This is a genomic window from Armatimonadota bacterium (assembly GCA_031432545.1).
Lineage (GTDB): Bacteria > Sysuimicrobiota > Sysuimicrobiia > Sysuimicrobiales > Sysuimicrobiaceae > Caldifonticola > Caldifonticola tengchongensis.
The window spans coordinates 358,255-373,845 of sequence record JAVKGX010000001.1 but is presented as its reverse complement, the minus strand read 5'-3'; the positions used below and the strand labels follow the sequence as shown (position 1 = coordinate 373,845).

13 protein-coding genes are annotated in these 15,591 nt (G+C 68.7%); 5 read left to right on the top strand and 8 right to left on the bottom strand.

The genetic code is table 11. From position 1 onward, the window contains the following. The first annotated feature begins 93 nt into the window (after positions 1 to 93). Complete coding sequence (locus QN163_01870; GenBank protein MDR5682762.1) at positions 94 to 516, top strand: Fur family transcriptional regulator; 423 nt, start codon at positions 94 to 96, stop codon at positions 514 to 516. Positions 517 to 537: 21 nt separating this feature from the next. Here the strand turns inward: QN163_01870 and QN163_01865 are convergent, their stop codons facing one another. Continuing rightward, the gene (locus tag QN163_01865) at positions 538 to 762 is read right to left on the bottom strand and encodes a hypothetical protein (protein MDR5682761.1); all 225 of its coding nucleotides are present in this window, start codon (positions 760 to 762) and stop codon (positions 538 to 540) included. Between the two features lie 144 nt (positions 763 to 906). Here QN163_01865 and QN163_01860 point away from each other — a divergent pair, with 144 nt between their 5' ends. Then, on the top strand, positions 907 to 1,479 hold the full coding sequence (locus QN163_01860) for a helix-turn-helix transcriptional regulator (GenBank protein MDR5682760.1): 573 nt from the start codon (positions 907 to 909) through the stop codon (positions 1,477 to 1,479). A gap of 4 nt (positions 1,480 to 1,483) precedes the next feature. Here QN163_01860 and QN163_01855 read toward each other — a convergent pair whose 3' ends face one another. Beyond that, entirely contained in the window at positions 1,484 to 2,002 is a 519-nt protein-coding gene (locus QN163_01855) for a MogA/MoaB family molybdenum cofactor biosynthesis protein (protein ID MDR5682759.1), read from the bottom strand. A 135-nt stretch (positions 2,003 to 2,137) separates the two neighbouring features. On the opposite strand from QN163_01855, the gene QN163_01850 reads away from it, so the two are divergent. Both QN163_01850 and QN163_01845 read left to right on the top strand, forming a co-directional pair. After that, positions 2,138 to 3,775 (top strand): GAF domain-containing protein, encoded by a 1,638-nt coding sequence (locus tag QN163_01850; protein MDR5682758.1) that lies wholly within the window; start codon positions 2,138 to 2,140, stop codon positions 3,773 to 3,775. After that, positions 3,772 to 4,359 (top strand): response regulator, encoded by a 588-nt coding sequence (locus QN163_01845; GenBank protein MDR5682757.1) that lies wholly within the window; start codon positions 3,772 to 3,774, stop codon positions 4,357 to 4,359. The genes QN163_01850 and QN163_01845 overlap by 4 nt, the downstream gene beginning before the upstream one ends. Before the next feature lie 19 nt (positions 4,360 to 4,378). Here QN163_01845 and QN163_01840 read toward each other — a convergent pair whose 3' ends face one another. After that, positions 4,379 to 5,575, bottom strand: a complete 1,197-nt coding sequence (locus QN163_01840; GenBank protein ID MDR5682756.1) for an aminotransferase class V-fold PLP-dependent enzyme — start codon at positions 5,573 to 5,575, stop codon at positions 4,379 to 4,381. Between the two features lie 283 nt (positions 5,576 to 5,858). On the opposite strand from QN163_01840, the gene gltB reads away from it, so the two are divergent. Further along, on the top strand, positions 5,859 to 10,286 hold the full coding sequence (gene gltB, locus QN163_01835; protein MDR5682755.1) for a glutamate synthase large subunit: 4,428 nt from the start codon (positions 5,859 to 5,861) through the stop codon (positions 10,284 to 10,286). A gap of 281 nt (positions 10,287 to 10,567) precedes the next feature. On the opposite strand, the gene QN163_01830 is transcribed toward gltB, so the two are convergent. The 5 genes from QN163_01830 to QN163_01810 are packed head-to-tail and all read right to left on the bottom strand — an operon-like array spanning position 10,568 to position 15,584. After that, a complete protein-coding gene (locus tag QN163_01830) occupies positions 10,568 to 12,004 on the bottom strand; it encodes an aldehyde dehydrogenase family protein (protein MDR5682754.1) in 1,437 nt (478 codons plus the stop codon). 17 nt (positions 12,005 to 12,021) lie between these two features. Next, positions 12,022 to 12,738, bottom strand: coding sequence for an ABC transporter ATP-binding protein (locus QN163_01825; protein ID MDR5682753.1), 717 nt, complete (start codon positions 12,736 to 12,738; stop codon positions 12,022 to 12,024). Beyond that, the gene (locus QN163_01820; GenBank protein ID MDR5682752.1) at positions 12,735 to 13,511 is read right to left on the bottom strand and encodes an ABC transporter ATP-binding protein; all 777 of its coding nucleotides are present in this window, start codon (positions 13,509 to 13,511) and stop codon (positions 12,735 to 12,737) included. Before QN163_01820 ends, QN163_01825 begins: the two co-directional genes overlap by 4 nt. Continuing rightward, on the bottom strand, positions 13,483 to 14,691 hold the full coding sequence (locus QN163_01815; protein ID MDR5682751.1) for a branched-chain amino acid ABC transporter permease: 1,209 nt from the start codon (positions 14,689 to 14,691) through the stop codon (positions 13,483 to 13,485). The genes QN163_01820 and QN163_01815 overlap by 29 nt, the downstream gene beginning before the upstream one ends. Next, the gene (locus tag QN163_01810; GenBank protein MDR5682750.1) at positions 14,688 to 15,584 is read right to left on the bottom strand and encodes a branched-chain amino acid ABC transporter permease; all 897 of its coding nucleotides are present in this window, start codon (positions 15,582 to 15,584) and stop codon (positions 14,688 to 14,690) included. The genes QN163_01815 and QN163_01810 overlap by 4 nt, the downstream gene beginning before the upstream one ends. Positions 15,585 to 15,591: the final 7 nt, after the last annotated feature.

Genomic DNA, 15,591 nt, shown 5'->3' with positions numbered 1-15,591 from the left:
CAACACACCTCCAGTGTTCGGTTCGGGCTTGACCGCGCGGGAGGCGCGCGGTAGGATTTACTGGAATATTACCATATAGGAAAAACACTGACAATGAAGGCTCGCCACGACGACCTGCGCAGACACGGGTTGCGGGTCACGCCTCAGCGCACCGCGATCCTCGACGCGATCCGCCGTGCGGGACGACCCCTGACCGCCCGCGATGTCTGGGAGCGGGTCCGCGCCGCCCATCCCCGGATGAGCCTGGATACCGTCTACCGCAACCTGGTGGCCCTGGCGGGGTTGGGCGTGGTGGGCCAGATCCACCTGCAGAACCAGGAAGTCGCCCGCTTCGAGTTCCAGGGGCCCCGAAGCCACCACCACCACGCGGTGTGTCTGCGGTGCCGCAAGACCTTCCACATCCCGGCCTGCCCGCGGCCGCTGCTGCGCCCGCCGCGCGAGGACCCCGGGTTCCGCATCACCAGCCACGCCTTCGAGATCTACGGGTACTGCGGCCGCTGCGGCGAGCCGGCGTGACGACCGGGCAGCGGGCAGGCGTCAGGCGGGAGTCTGTGGGCGGTCGTCCGGGTGGAAGGCCCCTCCGGGGGCCGGCCATCCCCTCAGGTCCTGCTCAATGGCCGTCTGCAACGCCTGGCAGGTAGCACCCATGGCGCTACCGACGAAGATCCGAGTCCCGGTCGGATTTACCACGACCACGAAGTCTCCGTCTTCCAGCACCCGGTAGCCCGGCGGCAGCCGGAAACCCAGTTCCTCCTCGGTCACCTGCCACATAGACCTTATGGATTCCTGGGGAAGCAATTTTAATGCCCACAGAGGGTTCATTGCGTTCGGATGCCCGGGTTGCATCTGCTAGGCTGCTGCCATTGGCGGCGATAGCCACCTCCTTGGGCGTTCGGGCACACCTGCTTGACACCACGGCGGCGACCACCCACAGGCGATCGGGAGCTGGGATCCCGCATGCGGTCGGCCCGCAAGTCCGCGGGGCTGGCCATCAAGGAACTCGCGGCTCGCCTCGGGGTCCGGCCCGGGCGCCTGGTGGCCTGGGAGAGCGGGCAGCGGCAGCCGCCTTTGAAGTACCTGCTCGAGGTCGCCTCGGTCTGCGGGGTCGACCTCGGCTGGATCCTGACGGGGGAGCGCAAACCCCAAGCCCCGTGGGAAGCGCACCTCGCGCGACTCGAAGAGGAGGTGCGGGCGCTGCGGGCTCTCGTCGGCGCGATCGCCGAGCGACCGCCCCGCTACCCGACGTCCTCGGGGCCCGTCGGCGCCGAGCAGCTAGCCTCGTTTGTCGGCGACTTGGACGTGGAGCGGGCGGCACGCGACCTGATGCCGGCGTTGCTCGCCGTGCTGCCGAGAGTCTCCCGGACACAAACCCGCCACCTGGAAGCCGCGCTGGTGCACGCGTTGCGCACGGCGCTGCCGGCCCTGCTGGCCGACCTCCTCGCGCGGCTCCAGCGGGAGCCGGTCGCCGCCGAACCGTAGCCGTTCAACCACGTGCGGTCTGCCACGCCAGGTGCTCGATCTCGGGCAGGACCAGCCTGTCCATCGCCAGCCGCACCGCGTCGGGAGACCCCGGCATGCACAGGACGACCCTGCCGGCGACGGTCCCGCCGACCGCGCGGCTGAGCATGGCCGCCGGACCGACCTCCTGATACGACAGCATCCGGAACAGTTCGCCGAACCCGTCCAGACGCCGCTCGATCATGCGCGAGACGACCTCGTAGGTGTTGTCCCGGGGCGAGATCCCCGTCCCGCCGGTAGTGAGGATCACCTGCACGCGGGGGTCCTGGGCGGCTGTCCGGATCCAGTGCTCGATCTGCTCCGGTTCGTCGCGCACGATCCCGCGGCGCACCACAAGGTGGCCGCACGACCGAAGAAGGTCTACGATCAGCTGCCCGCCGGTGTCGGTCTCCGGCGTGCGCGTGTCGCTGATGGTCAGCACTGCGCACCCGACCGGCCCCCGGGCCGCCTGGTGGTGGGCGTGCACGCTGGGCGTTCCCTCCACCGCCCCTCCCGCTGCGTTGGACGCCGACGCCGATCCAAACTTATCCTGAGAGCAGGATAGCGCACCAACCACCCCAGGAGCAGATTTCGGCGCAGCCGCCTCGACGCGGAGGCCACGGCGGCACCGGGCAGGCACATGCAGGACCTCCACAGGACCCTGGAGCGGAAGTCAGCGGAGCTGACCGCGCTGCGTGAGATCAGCCGCACGATCAGCCAGGCCCACGACCTCGACACCACGCTCGCCACGATCACCCGCAAGACCGCTGAAGTCATGGGCATGGACTCGTGCTCCCTGTACCTCCTCGACCCCCAGGGCGAGCACCTGGTCTTGCGCGCCACGACCGGCCTCGCGCCCGAAGCCGTGGGACGCGCGCGGTTGCACATGGGAGAGGGGCTGACGGGCTGGGCCGCGGAGAACGCGCAGCCCGCGTGGAGCAGCGACGCCGCCTCGGATCCCCGGTTCGTCCTGCTGCCCGAGACGCAGGAGTTCCGCTTCCGATCTCTGCTGGCCGTGCCGTTGACCGTGGGCGGTCGCGTGCTGGGAGCGATGAACGTGCAGACGCGGGCGGTGCACGAGTTCGCCGACGACGAAGTGGAACTGCTGAGCATGATCGCCGACATGGCCGGTGGTGCGATCGAGAAGGCCACGCTGTACGACCACATGCGCCGGCAGATCCACGAGCTGTCCACCTTGGCCGAACTCAGCCAGACGCTGTCGGCCCCCCTGTACCTGGATCAGGTGCTGCAGGTGATCGTCGAGATGGCCGCGCGCATGCTGGACGCGAAGCTGTGCTCCCTGCTGCTGGTCGACGAGGCCGCCGGCGTGCTGCGGCCGGCTGCGGCGCACCCCACTGGACAGGCCTACACGCAGCGCCCGCCCCTGGCGCTGGGCGAAGGCGTCGCCGGACGGGCGGCGCAGAGCGGCGAAAGCGAGGTCGTGTCGGACCTGCTCTCAGACCCGAAGTACGCCGACCCGGACTTTGCACGCCGCGAGGGCCTGCGGTCGATGGTCTGCGTGCCGCTGCGCGTACGGGATCGCGTCATCGGCGTGCTGAACTGCTACCGCGCCCGCCCCAACGCCTTCTCGGCCGCCGATGTGAGCCTGCTGACCACGCTGGCGACCCAGACCGCGCTGGCGATCGAGAACGCGAACCTGGCGATGCGCTCGGCCGTCGTGCGCGAGATGCACCACAGGGTCAAGAACAACCTGCAGACGATCGCGATGCTGCTGCGGCTGCAGATGTCCGACGGGGACGGCCCGCGCGTCCGCGAGGTGCTCACCGAGACGATCAACCGCGTGCTGGGCATCGCCGCGGTGCACGAGATCCTGTCGCTGGAGGGGTTTCGAACCGTAAACCTGCGCGACGTCCTCGAACGGATCGCCCACGCCGTCGTCGCGAACATGACCCGGCCAGATCTGGCGCTTGAGGTCTCCGTGGAGGGTGACGACGTGTACTTCCCCTCCCAGCAGGCCACGTCGGCGGCGCTGGTCGCCACCGAACTGATTCAGAACGCTCTCGAGCACGCCTTCGTCGGGCGCGAGCGCGGCAGGCTGACCGTCCGAGTCGTGGACGCACCTGCGTGCGTCCACCTCGAGGTCGCCGACGACGGAGCGGGACTGCCCGCAGGCTTCGACCCGTCCCGCTCGGCCGATCTGGGCCTGCGCATCGCGTCGACTTTGGTGCGCGAGGACCTGCACGGCGAACTGACCGCCCACGACAGGGGCGGTGCGGCCTTCGTGGTCACCATCCCCAAGGAGACCCTTGTGCCGTGACGCGCCAGACGGCGACCCGCATCGTCATCGCCGACGACGAAGCCCTCATCCGCATGGGTCTGCGGGCCATGCTCGAGGACAAGGGGTACCGCGTCGTCGGGGAAGCCTCCGACGGGGCACGCGCGGTCGAACTGGTGCGCCGGCTGCGTCCCGATCTGGTGTTCTTGGACGTCAAGATGCCGGAGATGGACGGGATCGCCGCCGCCGCCCGGATCCAGCAGACCCAACCCACGCCGGTCGTGCTGCTCACCGCGTACAGCGAGCGCGAGCTGGTTCGCCAGGCGCAGCGGTCCGGCGCGCTCGCCTATCTCGTCAAGCCCGTGAAGGAAGCCGACCTGGTGCCCGCGATCGAGGTCGCGCTGGCACGCTTTGCGGATCTGCGCAGCAAGGACAACAGGATCGGGGAACTGCAAGACACCCTGCAGGCCCGCAAGCTCGTGGAGCGGGCCAAGGGCCTGCTGATGCAACGCCACGGCCTCACCGAGGACGCCGCCTTCCGCCGCATCCGGTCCGAGGCCCGGCGCACGCGCCGGTCGATGGCCGAAGTCGCCCGCCACATCCTAACCACCCAGCGCGGGACCTGACCGGACCTGTGGTGGCACATCAGAGGATGTCGGGCAGTGCCGCGACCAGCCGCTCGATGTCGTGGGCGTCGTTGTAGACCTGGACCGACACGCGCAGCAGACACCGGCCGTTCCAGCGCACGATCGGGACTTCGATTCCGAGGCGGTGCAGCCGATCCTGCGCCGGTTCTGGGTCGGCCAGCGGCAGGAGAAGGCTGACCATCTGCGCGTAGAAGTCGGGCCCGTCGGGGCTCAACGGCGGCAGGCCCGTGATCCGTCCGATCCGCTCACGCGCCAGGCTCGCCAGGTCGTGGCATCTGGCACGGGCCTGTGGGCCGATGCGATCGCGCAGGAACGCGATCGCAGCCGGCACGCTCAGGTAGGCTGCTGGGTCGCGCGTGCCCTGCCATTCGTGGTGAGCGACCAGGCGCGATCGCGCACCGCCCAGCAGCAGCCCGCCACCCTTCGCTTCCTCCCGGTCCGCCCCCGCCGCCGTCGGCCGCTCCGGGTCCCACCCCCAGCTGACCACGAGCGGTTCGAGCAGGTCGTGTACTTCCCGTCTCGCCCACAAAAAGCCCGCGCCCTTGGGCGCGCACATCCACTTGTGACAGTTGCCGGCGTAGAAGTCGGCACCCAGCCGCCGCAGATCGAGCCGGACCTGGCCGGGCGCATGGGCGCCGTCGATCACCGTCAGGATGCCGGCGGCCCGGGCGCGGCGGACGAGTTCCGCAACGGGGAAGATGAGCGCGGTCGGAGAGGTGATGTGGCTGCAGAACAGCACCCGCGTCCTGTCGGTGACGCGTGACCACACCGCGTCGACGACCGCCTCGTGCGAGGTGACGGGCACGGGGACTTCGGCCCGCACGTAGCGCGCACCGCGTCGCTCGCAGACGAACCGCCACATGCGATCCACGGCACCGTACTCGTGGTCGGTGGCGAGCACCTCGTCACCCGGTCCCAGCCGTAGGGAACGCGCGACGACGTTGAGGGCGGTCGTGGCGTTGGGCACGTAGACGACTTCGTCGGGGTGCGCGCCGATGAAATCGGCCAGGGCGGCCCTCGACGACGCCATCAGGTCGGGCAGGCGGCGCCCGAGGAATTCGACCGGCTGCCCTTCGAGTTCTCGCTGCCAGCGCTGGTAGTCCTCGAAGACGGACTCGGGGCAAGCGCCGAACGACCCGTGGTTCAGGAAGACGACGTCGGGCCGCAGCAAGAACGCCTCGCGCACATCCCCCACGCTACCACCCCTCCGACCACGGCGAAACCCGGACGATCCGCCCACCCGCCGCTTGACATTTGGGCTTGCGGTTTGGTAGGTAACCAGAAACCGAATAGCGATCGCGGCGCAGTACGCGGCGAGGAAGTGCGCCTAGGGTTCCGCGGCCCCACCGGGGCCGGTCTGGTTCGAGCGGCGCAGGCGGGCAGCAGCCCGCTACACCGTCGGGAGAAGAAGCCCGAGGGGGAGGTTCCTCACAACGAGACCCCCTCGGGCTCTTTCTATAGGAGCGCGCCAAGTGTCCATGCACACCTCCTGCCACACCGCAACGCCTGCCGAACGGGATGAAAAAGACGCCTGCGGCGTCGGATTCGTCACGCGCACCGACGGAAGCGCTTCCCACGCGGTCCTGCAGAGCGCGCTGGGGGCTCTGCGCAACCTGGCGCACCGCGGCGCGCAGGCAGCCGACGGACGCACCGGCGACGGTGCGGGCCTGCTGACCGACATCCCGCGAGGGCTGTTTGCCCGCATCCTGCGCGAGATGGACGTCCACCCGCAGCCCGGGCGGTTGGCCGTCGGCGTCTTCTTCTTCCCGACCGACCCGGACGCCCACGCAGCATGTTGTCGCACCTGCGAGGAGGAGTTCGGATCGCTGGGTCTGCGGCTGGCCGGATGGCGCCAGCCGCCTATCCAACCGGCGGCGCTGGGCGAACACGCCGCGAGGACCCTGCCGCGCATCGAGCAGGCCTTTGTTTTCGGCCCCGAAGACCTCGACGAGGAGACCACGGAACGCCTGCTGTATCGTGCGCGTCGCCGGATCGAGCGCCGCCTGGCACCAGCGCGCGCCTACGTCGCTTCCCTGTCCTGCCGCACGGTCGTCTACAAGGCGCTGGTGTCGGCGCCGCAACTGGAGCGTTTCTATTTGGACCTGCAGGACCCTGACTTCGCCGTGCGGGCCGCGGTGTTCCACCAGCGCTACAGCACCAACACCAGCCCGTCGTGGCCGCTGGCGCAACCGTTCCGCCTCCTGGCACACAACGGCGAGATCAACACGTTGCTGGGCAACGTCCACTGGATGCGCGCACGCCAGGCCGACCTGCGCAGCCCCCTTTGGGGTGAGGCGATCTGCGATCTGCTCCCGATCGTCCAGGAAGGCGGCAGCGACAGCGCCATGCTGGACAACGTCCTCGAACTGCTGCGGCGCAGCGGGCGCGACGTACTGCACGCGCTGCGGATGCTGGTACCCGAAGCCTGGGAGGGTGCCGCCGACCTGGATCCCGACGTGCGCGGCTTCTACCGCTACCACGCCTGCCTGGCCGAACCGTGGGACGGGCCGGCGGCGGTGGCATTCTTCGACGGCACCGTCGTCGGCATGGCGCTGGACCGCAACGGCCTACGCCCTGTCCGCTACACCGTGACGCGCGATGGGTGGGTCGTGGCCGCGTCGGAGGTGGGCGTCGTACCCGTCCCGGCCGGCCGCGTGCTGGAGCGCAGCCGCCTCGGTCCGGGGCAGACGATCGCGGTCGACCTCCAACGCAAGGCCGTCCTGCGGCATCCCGAGATCCGCCGCGTCCTGGCCGCCCGCGCCCCCTACGCCGGGTGGGCGTCACGCATCGTCGAACCGGACGTGGGGGCGCGGCGCCACCTCGAGCACGCAGGCGACCTGCACGCCCTCCACGTGGCCTTCGGCTATACGAAGGAAGACGTGGACCGCGTGCTGCGCGCGATGGCCTCCGACGGCAGGGATGCCGTCGGCTCGATGGGCGACGACACGCCACCTGCGGCGCTGTCGGCCAGGCCCCGGCTCCTGTACCAGTTCTTCCGCCAGCGCTTTGCCCAAGTAACCAACCCACCGATCGATCCGCTGCGCGAGCGCGTGGTCATGTCGCTGGACGTGCGGCTGGGCCCGCGTCGGTCGCTGCTCACCCAGACACCGGAGCACGCCGAGGTGGTGGAACTGCGCAGTCCGATCGTGGCCGACTTCCACTGGATCCGCCACACCCCTCTGCGCGCGGCCAAGGTGGCAGCGCTGTTCAACCCCGCAGGCGGCACCGCCGGAATGCAGGACGCCCTCGAACAGCTCTGCCGCGAGGCCGCAGAGCGCGTGCGGGCGGGCCACAGCCTGATCGTCCTGACGGATCGGGGCGTCGACTCGGAGCGGGCAGCGATCCCGATGCTGCTGGCGACCTCCGCCGTCCACCACCACCTGATCCGCGAAGGCCTGCGCATGCGGGCGGGCATCGTCGTCGAGACCGCAGAAGCCCGCGAGGTCCACCACGTCGCCTGCCTGATCGGGTACGGGGCGGAGGCGGTCTGCCCATACCTGGCGCTGCAGACCGCCCAGGCGCTGGCGCCCGACGGTGCCGCCAACCTCGTCCGCGCCCTGGAAGGTGGGCTGCTGAAGGTCATGGCGAAGATGGGGATCGCCACGCTGTCGGCATACTGCGGAGCTCAGGTCTTCGAGGCGCTGGGACTGCAACGCGCGCTGGTGGAGCGCTACTTTCCTGGCACGCCGACCCACGCCCCGGGCGTGGGGCTGGAGGCGATCTGCCGCGACGTGCTGCAACGCCACGCGGCCTTCTGCCAAGTCCACCACCGGCCCTACTCCGTGCTGCCGGACACGGGGTTCTACCGGTTCCGGCGCGGGGGCGAAGTCCATGCCTACGACCCCGAGGTCGTACGCGCCATCCACGGCGTGAGCCTCACCGGACGCGACGGGAACGTCCGCACGCTGGTGGACACCGTCGGTGCACGGCCTCCCCTAGCGCTGCGGGACCTCCTGGAGATCGTCCCCGCCGGCCCCCCGCTGCCGGTCGAGGAGGTGGAAGGCGCCCAAGCGATCCTGCGGCGATTCGCAATCTCCGCCATGTCCCACGGCGCGCTGTCCCGGGAGGCCCACCAGACGTTGGCGATCGCCGCCAACCGGTTGGGCATGCGGTGCAACAGCGGCGAGGGCGGCGAGGATCCCGCGCGCCGGTCGGTGGAGCCCAACGGGGATTGGCCCAACACCACCATCAAGCAGGTGGCCTCCGGACGGTTCGGCGTCACCGCCGGTTATCTGAGGTCGGCACGCGAGATCGAGATCAAGATGGCCCAGGGCAGCAAGCCCGGCGAAGGCGGCCAGCTGCTCGGCTTCAAGGTGACCGAGGAGATCGCGCGGCTGCGCAAGACGCAGCCCAAAACGACCCTCATCTCCCCACCCCCTCACCACGACATCTACAGCATCGAAGACCTCGCACAGCTCATCTACGACCTCAAGCAGGTGCACCCCACCGCGCACGTGGCCGTGAAGCTGGTGGCCACCACGGGCGTGGGTACCATCGCCTCCGGCGTGGCCAAGGGATTCGCGGACGTCATCCAGATCAGCGGCCACGAGGGCGGCACGGGCGCCTCTCCTCTGGACTCCATCAAGAACGCGGGTTTGCCCTGGGAAGTGGGGCTGAGCGATGCCCGGCGCGCGCTGAGCGCCAACGGCCTGCTCGGCCGGGTGCGGCTGCGGGTGGACGGGGGGTTCAAGGTGGGGCGCGACGTGGTGCTGGCGGCTTTGCTGGGGGCCGACGAATTCGGGTTCGGCACCGCGGCTTTGGTGGCCCTGGGCTGCGTGATGGCCCGGCAGTGCCACTCCAACACCTGCCCGGTGGGCATCGCCACCCAGCGGGAGGACCTGCGCGCGAGGTTTCCCGGCACGCCCGAGCGGGTGGAGACGTACTTCCGCACCCTGGCCGAGGACGTCCGCTCGCAGCTGGCGCGACTGGGTGTCCGATCCCTGGGCGAGATCATCGGCCGTTTGGACCTGCTGCGCGTGCGGGACGACGTGAGCCTGTACCGCGCCGAACGCCTGGACCTCTCGGAGATCCTGCAGCCGGCGGACGGTGAGCGGCGCGGCCGCATCGCGAACCCGCTACCCGTGGAGGGCAAGTTGAACCGTCTGCTGGTGCAGCAGTACCGCCAGACGGTGGAGCACGGGGTTCCGGCAGAAGGACGCCACCCCATCACCAATCGGGACCGCGCCGTGGGCGCCACCCTCGCGGGTGAAATCGCCCAGCGGTGGGGCGACGAGGGGCTGTCGGAGGGCACCCTGCGCCTGACCTTTGAGGGTGCTGCCGGCCAGAGCTTCGGGGCGTTCTGCGTACCGGGGATGCACCTCCGGCTGGTAGGCGAGGCCAACGACTACGTCGGCAAGGGCATGTCGGGGGGCGAGATCGTGATCGTGCCCCCGCCGCCGCTGCACCGGGAAAGCTGGCGGCACACGATTGCCGGCAACACCGTACTGTACGGGGCCACCGGCGGGATGTTCTTCGCGGCGGGCCGGGCGGGTGAACGGTTCGCGGTGCGCAACAGCGGCGCGGTCGCGGTGGTCGAGGGCGCCGGCGACCACTGCTGCGAGTACATGACCGGCGGGGTCGTGGTCGTCCTCGGGCCGGTGGGCCGCAACTTCGGTGCCGGCATGACCGGTGGGTGCGCGTACGTGCTGGACGACGCCGGAGTGCTGGGCCACCAGGTCAACGCGGACTCCGTCCAGACCGCGCCGCTCACGGAGGACGAAGCGGAAAAGTTGCGGTCGCTGCTGGTCCGCTACCACGAGGCGACCGGAAGCCACCGTGCCCGGTCGCTGCTACGCCGGTGGGGCCGGGTCGTGCGTCAGTTCTGCGCCGTCCGTCCCTGCCCCGTGATGCACGCCACTTCTTGGGTCCCTGTGCCGGAGGCCTCCCCGACCCGCTCCACGCGCTGACGCAGCGTGCGCAAGCCGCTACCCTGACTTCGCACTCTCAGGCCGCGGTTTCCCCCTAGGCCACACCCCCTCTCCCCGGGGGCGTCTACTGTTCCGACAGGTCGAAGGCGCCCGACGAGCAAGCGGATGGTGATGGCGAGGGACGAAGCCGTAATGCGCATCGGTGTGCGGGCGCCGAAGCTTCCTCCGCCCGATGGGGGAGGTGACGGGGGCGGTTGTGGCTCACGGGCAGATTGTCTCACCGAAACCCAAAACCCGTTGACAACGCCCCGGAGACGGGATTACAGGCCCGTTCGGATCACGACCATTTGAATGCTCGTCATCTCCTCCATCGCGAACCGCACGCCCTCCCGGCCGACACCGCTCTGCCGGTTCCCACCGTACGGCATGTGATCCACCCGGAACGTGGGGACGTCGTTTATGACGATCCCGCCGAAATTCAACCGGCGAATCGCCTGGAACACGCGGCCCAGGTCCCTTGTGAAGACTGCCGCCTGCAACCCATACGGCGTTCGGTCTGCAGCCCGCAGCGCCTCCTCAAAGTCCTCGTAGGGAATCACGGAGGCGACCGGCGCAAAGGCCTCCTGCGCTACCACCTTCATCTCGGGCCCTACGTCCGCCAGGACAGTTGGCCAGTAAACCGGGCCCTCTCGCCGCCCGCCAACCACGATCCGCGCTCCCTCCTCCACCGCCTCGCGGACCCACTGCTCAATCCGTACCGCTTCTCGTTCGTCGATCATCGGTCCCACATCGACCCGTTCGTCCAGTGGATCCCCGACGACCATAGACTCCGCCGCGTCCGCGAACCGCTCCAGGAACGGTTCGTACTCCTTTCGTTGAGCATACACCCTCTGCACAGAAAGGCACACCTGTCCGGAGTTGTAGTACGCACCCACGGCACACCGCCGCGCCACGTCCTCCAGATCAGCGTCCGGCGCGACAATTACCGGCGACGTATTGCCCAGCTCAAACGTCACCTTTTTGATCCCCGCGCACTCCGTAATCCGACGTGCCACGTCCGTGCTCCCGGTAAACGTTACCTTCGCCACCCGCTGGTCGCTCACCAGCCACTCACCCACGGAACCGCCGGGCCCCAGCACCAGGTTGATCCCTCCCGAAGGTAGCCCGGCGTCCTCGAGCAGTTCACACAGAACGACCGCTGTCAGCGGTGTGGTGGTCGCAGGCTTGAGCACGATCGCATTCCCCGCCGCGATCGCCGGCGCCACTTTGTGTGCTACCAGATTCAGAGGGAAGTTGAATGGGGTGATCGCTGCTACGACTCCAACAGGCCGCCGGATATAAAACCCAAAGTAGCCGTCTCCCTGAGGGACGGCGTCGAGGGGGACGGTCTCTCCATGGATGCGCTTGGCCTCCTCGCTCGCCACGTTGAAGGTGTTGATGGCCCGGTCCACTTCCACACGGGCGTACTTGAGCGCCTTGCCTGCCTCCGCAGCGATCAGGCGCGCCACTTCTTCCCGCCGTTCCCGCAAGGCGGACGCAACTCGAGCAAGGACCTCCGCCCGCCGGTACGCAGGCAACTCCGCCATCCGCTCCGCGGCTATGCTCGCGGCTCCCACCGCGGCGTCCACGTCCTCCCGGCGCGCCGTCGGCAGCGTTGCGAGAACCTCCCCCGTGTACTTGTTCCGAACCTCGACTGGATCGCCTCCGGGTACCCAGTCGCCCCCGATGAGCAGGCGCTCGCGGATTTCGAATGCCATCGCCCGTTTCCTCCTTCTTATGAGAGCCGCAAGTACGCGGTCTGTAGCGATTGGCTGGTTGCGAGTTCCGACGCTGTCCCCTCCGCCACCACCCTGCCCTTCTCGAGCACGTAACCTCGGGAGGCCACTGCGAGCGCCTGGGTGGCGTTCTGCTCGACAAGCAAGACCGTCGTACCCTTATGCGCGACCCGGTGGACTGCTCCCAGCAGCTCCCTCGTCAGGCGGGGCGACAAACCCAGGGACGGCTCGTCCAGCAAAAGCAGGCGCGGTGAAGACACGATCCCTCGGCCGATCGCTACCATGGACTGCTCTCCCCCGGACAGCGTGCCCGCAAGCTGCTGCCGGCGTTCCCGAAGGACAGGAAACAACTCGTACACCTCGCTCAGCCCCTGCCGGACACGTTCCTCGGAGCGGACGTGCAACGCTCCCATTCTCAGGTTCTCCTCGACCGTCATCTTAGGGAACAGGCGGCGCCCCTCAGGCACCACACCCAGGCCCCACGCGACCACTTGCGCCGGTGGCGAGCTGTCGACGCGACGGCCGCCGAGCCACACCTGGCCACTACGCGGACGGAGAACTCCCACCACGCAGCGTACGACGGTCGTTTTCCCGGCTCCGTTGGCTCCTAGCAGGCACACGACCTCACCTTCGTGAACCCGGAGCGACACATCCTGCAGGGCCCGCACCGCCCCATACCACGCAGACACTTCCCTCAGCTCCAGCAACACACTCATGCGCCCAGGTACGCCTCCCGGACCTCCGGGCTCGCCGCCACCTCTTCGAAGCTCCCCTCTGCAATCTTGCGGCCGTAGTTCAGCGCCACCACCCGCTCCGCCAGACCGCGAACCACGGCCATGTCGTGCTCGATGAGGGCCACCCCTAGGTTGGGCCGGTGGCCGCGCAGACCCGACACCTCGTCCATGAGGGCTTGCGTCTCCCGCACGTCCAGACCCGCCGACGGCTCGTCCAGCAGAAGGAGTTCCGGGTCGCTGGCCAGCGCGCGGCACAGCTCCAATCGACGGCGTTCGGCCAGCGTCAGTTCACGGGCGGCGCGGTAACACCGGCGCCTGAGGTCGGGGCTTACTTCCTCGAGCAGGGCGGCTGCCCGCTCTGCCACCTCCCGCAGACGCCTCTCTGACACCCGCGGACTCATCAAAAGGTCCGACCACCGCGTTCGCAGGGGCCCGACGCAGCCCAGCATCACGTTGTCGAGCACGGACAGGTCTAAGAACAGACGGCTGACCTGGAACGTACGAGCCACCCCACGCTGCACCACTTGGTGGGCGGGCAGCCCTGTCACATCCTCTCCCTTCAGTGCCACCCGGCCGCGGTGCGGAGGGTAGATCCCCATGACCACGTTGAAAAGGGTGGTTTTCCCGGATCCGTTAGGCCCGATAATCGCCACGACTTCCCCTCGGTTCACCTCCAGGCTCACACCGTCCAGGGCCGTGAGCCCGCCGAACCGTATGAGCAAACCCTCAGCGGACAGCAACGGTGTCGGACTCAACCCGCCTCCCCGCGCGCGGCACGGTGTGCGATCCGGAGACCGAGGGGTAGCTGCGCGTGCCTTTCGGCAGCAGGCCCCGCGGCCTCACGTGGAGCATGCCCAGCAGCACCGCGCCATACAGCAGCAGCCGGTAGTCCTGAAAGGCCCGGAACTTCTCGGGCACCACCGTGAGCAGGACCGCGCCCACCACCACGCCAGCCACGTGATCCGCCCCTCCCAGGATCACCATGCTCACAAGCATCACAGAGTGGAGAAACGTAAAGTTGTCCGGCGCGATGAAACCCACGGTGTGCGCGTAAAGGGCTCCCGCGAGCCCACCTAGGAATGTCCCGAACCCCATGGCCCACAGCTTCGCCCGAGTCACGTCCACCCCGAGACAGCGCGTGGCTACTTCGTCCTCCCGTAGCGCGTTCCACACAAGTCCCAGCTCCGAGCGATGCAAACGCTGCGCGATCCATGCGGCGGCCGCGAGCACCACAGCCGTCAGATAGAAAGACGTCGCCTGCGCGGGTAGGGAGAGGCCGGCGACCGACACAGGAGCCCGCAGGGAGAGGTTACCCACGGACAGCGGCGGAATGCGACCTAGCCCGGACGGCCCCCCAACCGCGGTCAAGTTCACGAGCACCAAGTACACGACGATGCCGAAGGCGATGGTCACCAAAGAGTAGTAGTACCCGCGCGTACGGGCGGCGGGGAGTCCCACGAGCACCCCCACCGCGCAGGTGACCACGGCACCGGCCACAGTTCCCAACCAGGGATCCCACCCCACCTCCCGGCTCAGCACCGCGGAGGTGTAGGCACCGATCGCCGCGAATCCCGCGAACCCCAAATTGACCATTTCGGTACTGCCGACCTGGACATTGAGTCCCACGGCCATCAGTGCGTGGACTCCGGCCAACACGAGGACAAACAACCAGTAAGGACTCCCCCGCAGCACGAAGGGTATCAAAAGTACCCACACCGCGAGGCCGCCCAGGGCCCACCCCGCACACTCCCGCACCGCTCCGAACGGCCGTCCGTCTCGTCCCGCGGTCCATCGACCCGCCCACACGCCGCCCCCCGCGCCCGCAGCGAGTAGGAGGGCAAGACCTGCCCAGGATTCCACCAGAAGGAAGGCGAACACCCACGCGCCAATGGCAGCTTCCACCATCAGCACCCGGGACGGCATCGGGACGCTCATACCTTCTCCACGGACCGCTCGCCCAGGAGGCCGGTGGGTCGTAGTACGAGGAAGGCGATCACTAAGAGGAAGGAGAGAACGTCGCGCAACTGCGACCCACCCGGCAAGTATGCCGCTGAGGCGGTCTCCACTCCGGCCAGCACCAGGCTGCCCACCAAAGCGCCGTAAAAGCTCCCTAGCCCCCCCACCACCGCCGCCGAGAACCCCTTGATCGCCATCAGCAGACCCATGTCGTACCGTACGATGCCGTAGAAGGCGCCGTTCAGGATGCCGGCAACCGCACCCAGTGCGGATCCCACAAAGAAGGTGACCGCAACGGTCCGGTCAAGATCCACGCCCATAAAGAGGGCTGCCTCTCGGTCTTGTGCCACCGCACGGATACACGCACCCATGCGGGTGCGGTTGATGAATCGATCGCACATCGCAATCAACAACCAGGCCACCACGAGGATGGTCACCGCGTCGTAAGGGACCCTCAGGCCCCCCAACGCGACCGAGCCCCCCGGGAACAGAGAGGGAAACACCTGCGGGTTCGATCCGGCCGGGTACAGCAGCCTTACGGCCTCTCGAAGGACGATAGAAACACCGACCGTAGCCAACAGCATCAGCAGCGGTGGCGCCACGCGCAAGCGGCGCAGGGCCAGGCGCTCCACGAGCACCCCTGCGCAGCCCACAAGCACTATCGCCGCTAGGACTCCACCCCAGATGGCCTCCCCGGAGCCCCACGCCGTCAAGACCAGCAGCGCCAGCGAGACAAACACCGCCAGGGTGGCCATCTCTCCGTGCGCGAAGTTCACCAGATCGAGCACACCAAAGAAGAGGGTGAACCCCACGGCCACCAGCGAGTACATGCCCGCCAGCAGCATAGCGTTCAGCAGCTGCTCTACCACCACAGCGCGC

What these genes read in the sequence shown, in the direction of transcription:
- QN163_01830 (MDR5682754.1), bottom strand. Translation starts at nt 12,004, where the DNA reads ATGGCATTCGAAATCCGCGAGCGCCTGCTCATCGGGGGCGACTGGGTA.
- QN163_01825 (MDR5682753.1), bottom strand. Translation starts at nt 12,738, where the DNA reads ATGAGTGTGTTGCTGGAGCTGAGGGAAGTGTCTGCGTGGTATGGGGCG.
- QN163_01850 (MDR5682758.1), top strand. Translation starts at nt 2,138, where the DNA reads ATGCAGGACCTCCACAGGACCCTGGAGCGGAAGTCAGCGGAGCTGACC.
- QN163_01815 (MDR5682751.1), bottom strand. Translation starts at nt 14,691, where the DNA reads ATGAGCGTCCCGATGCCGTCCCGGGTGCTGATGGTGGAAGCTGCCATT.
- QN163_01870 (MDR5682762.1), top strand. Translation starts at nt 94, where the DNA reads ATGAAGGCTCGCCACGACGACCTGCGCAGACACGGGTTGCGGGTCACG.
- gltB (MDR5682755.1), top strand. Translation starts at nt 5,859, where the DNA reads ATGCACACCTCCTGCCACACCGCAACGCCTGCCGAACGGGATGAAAAA.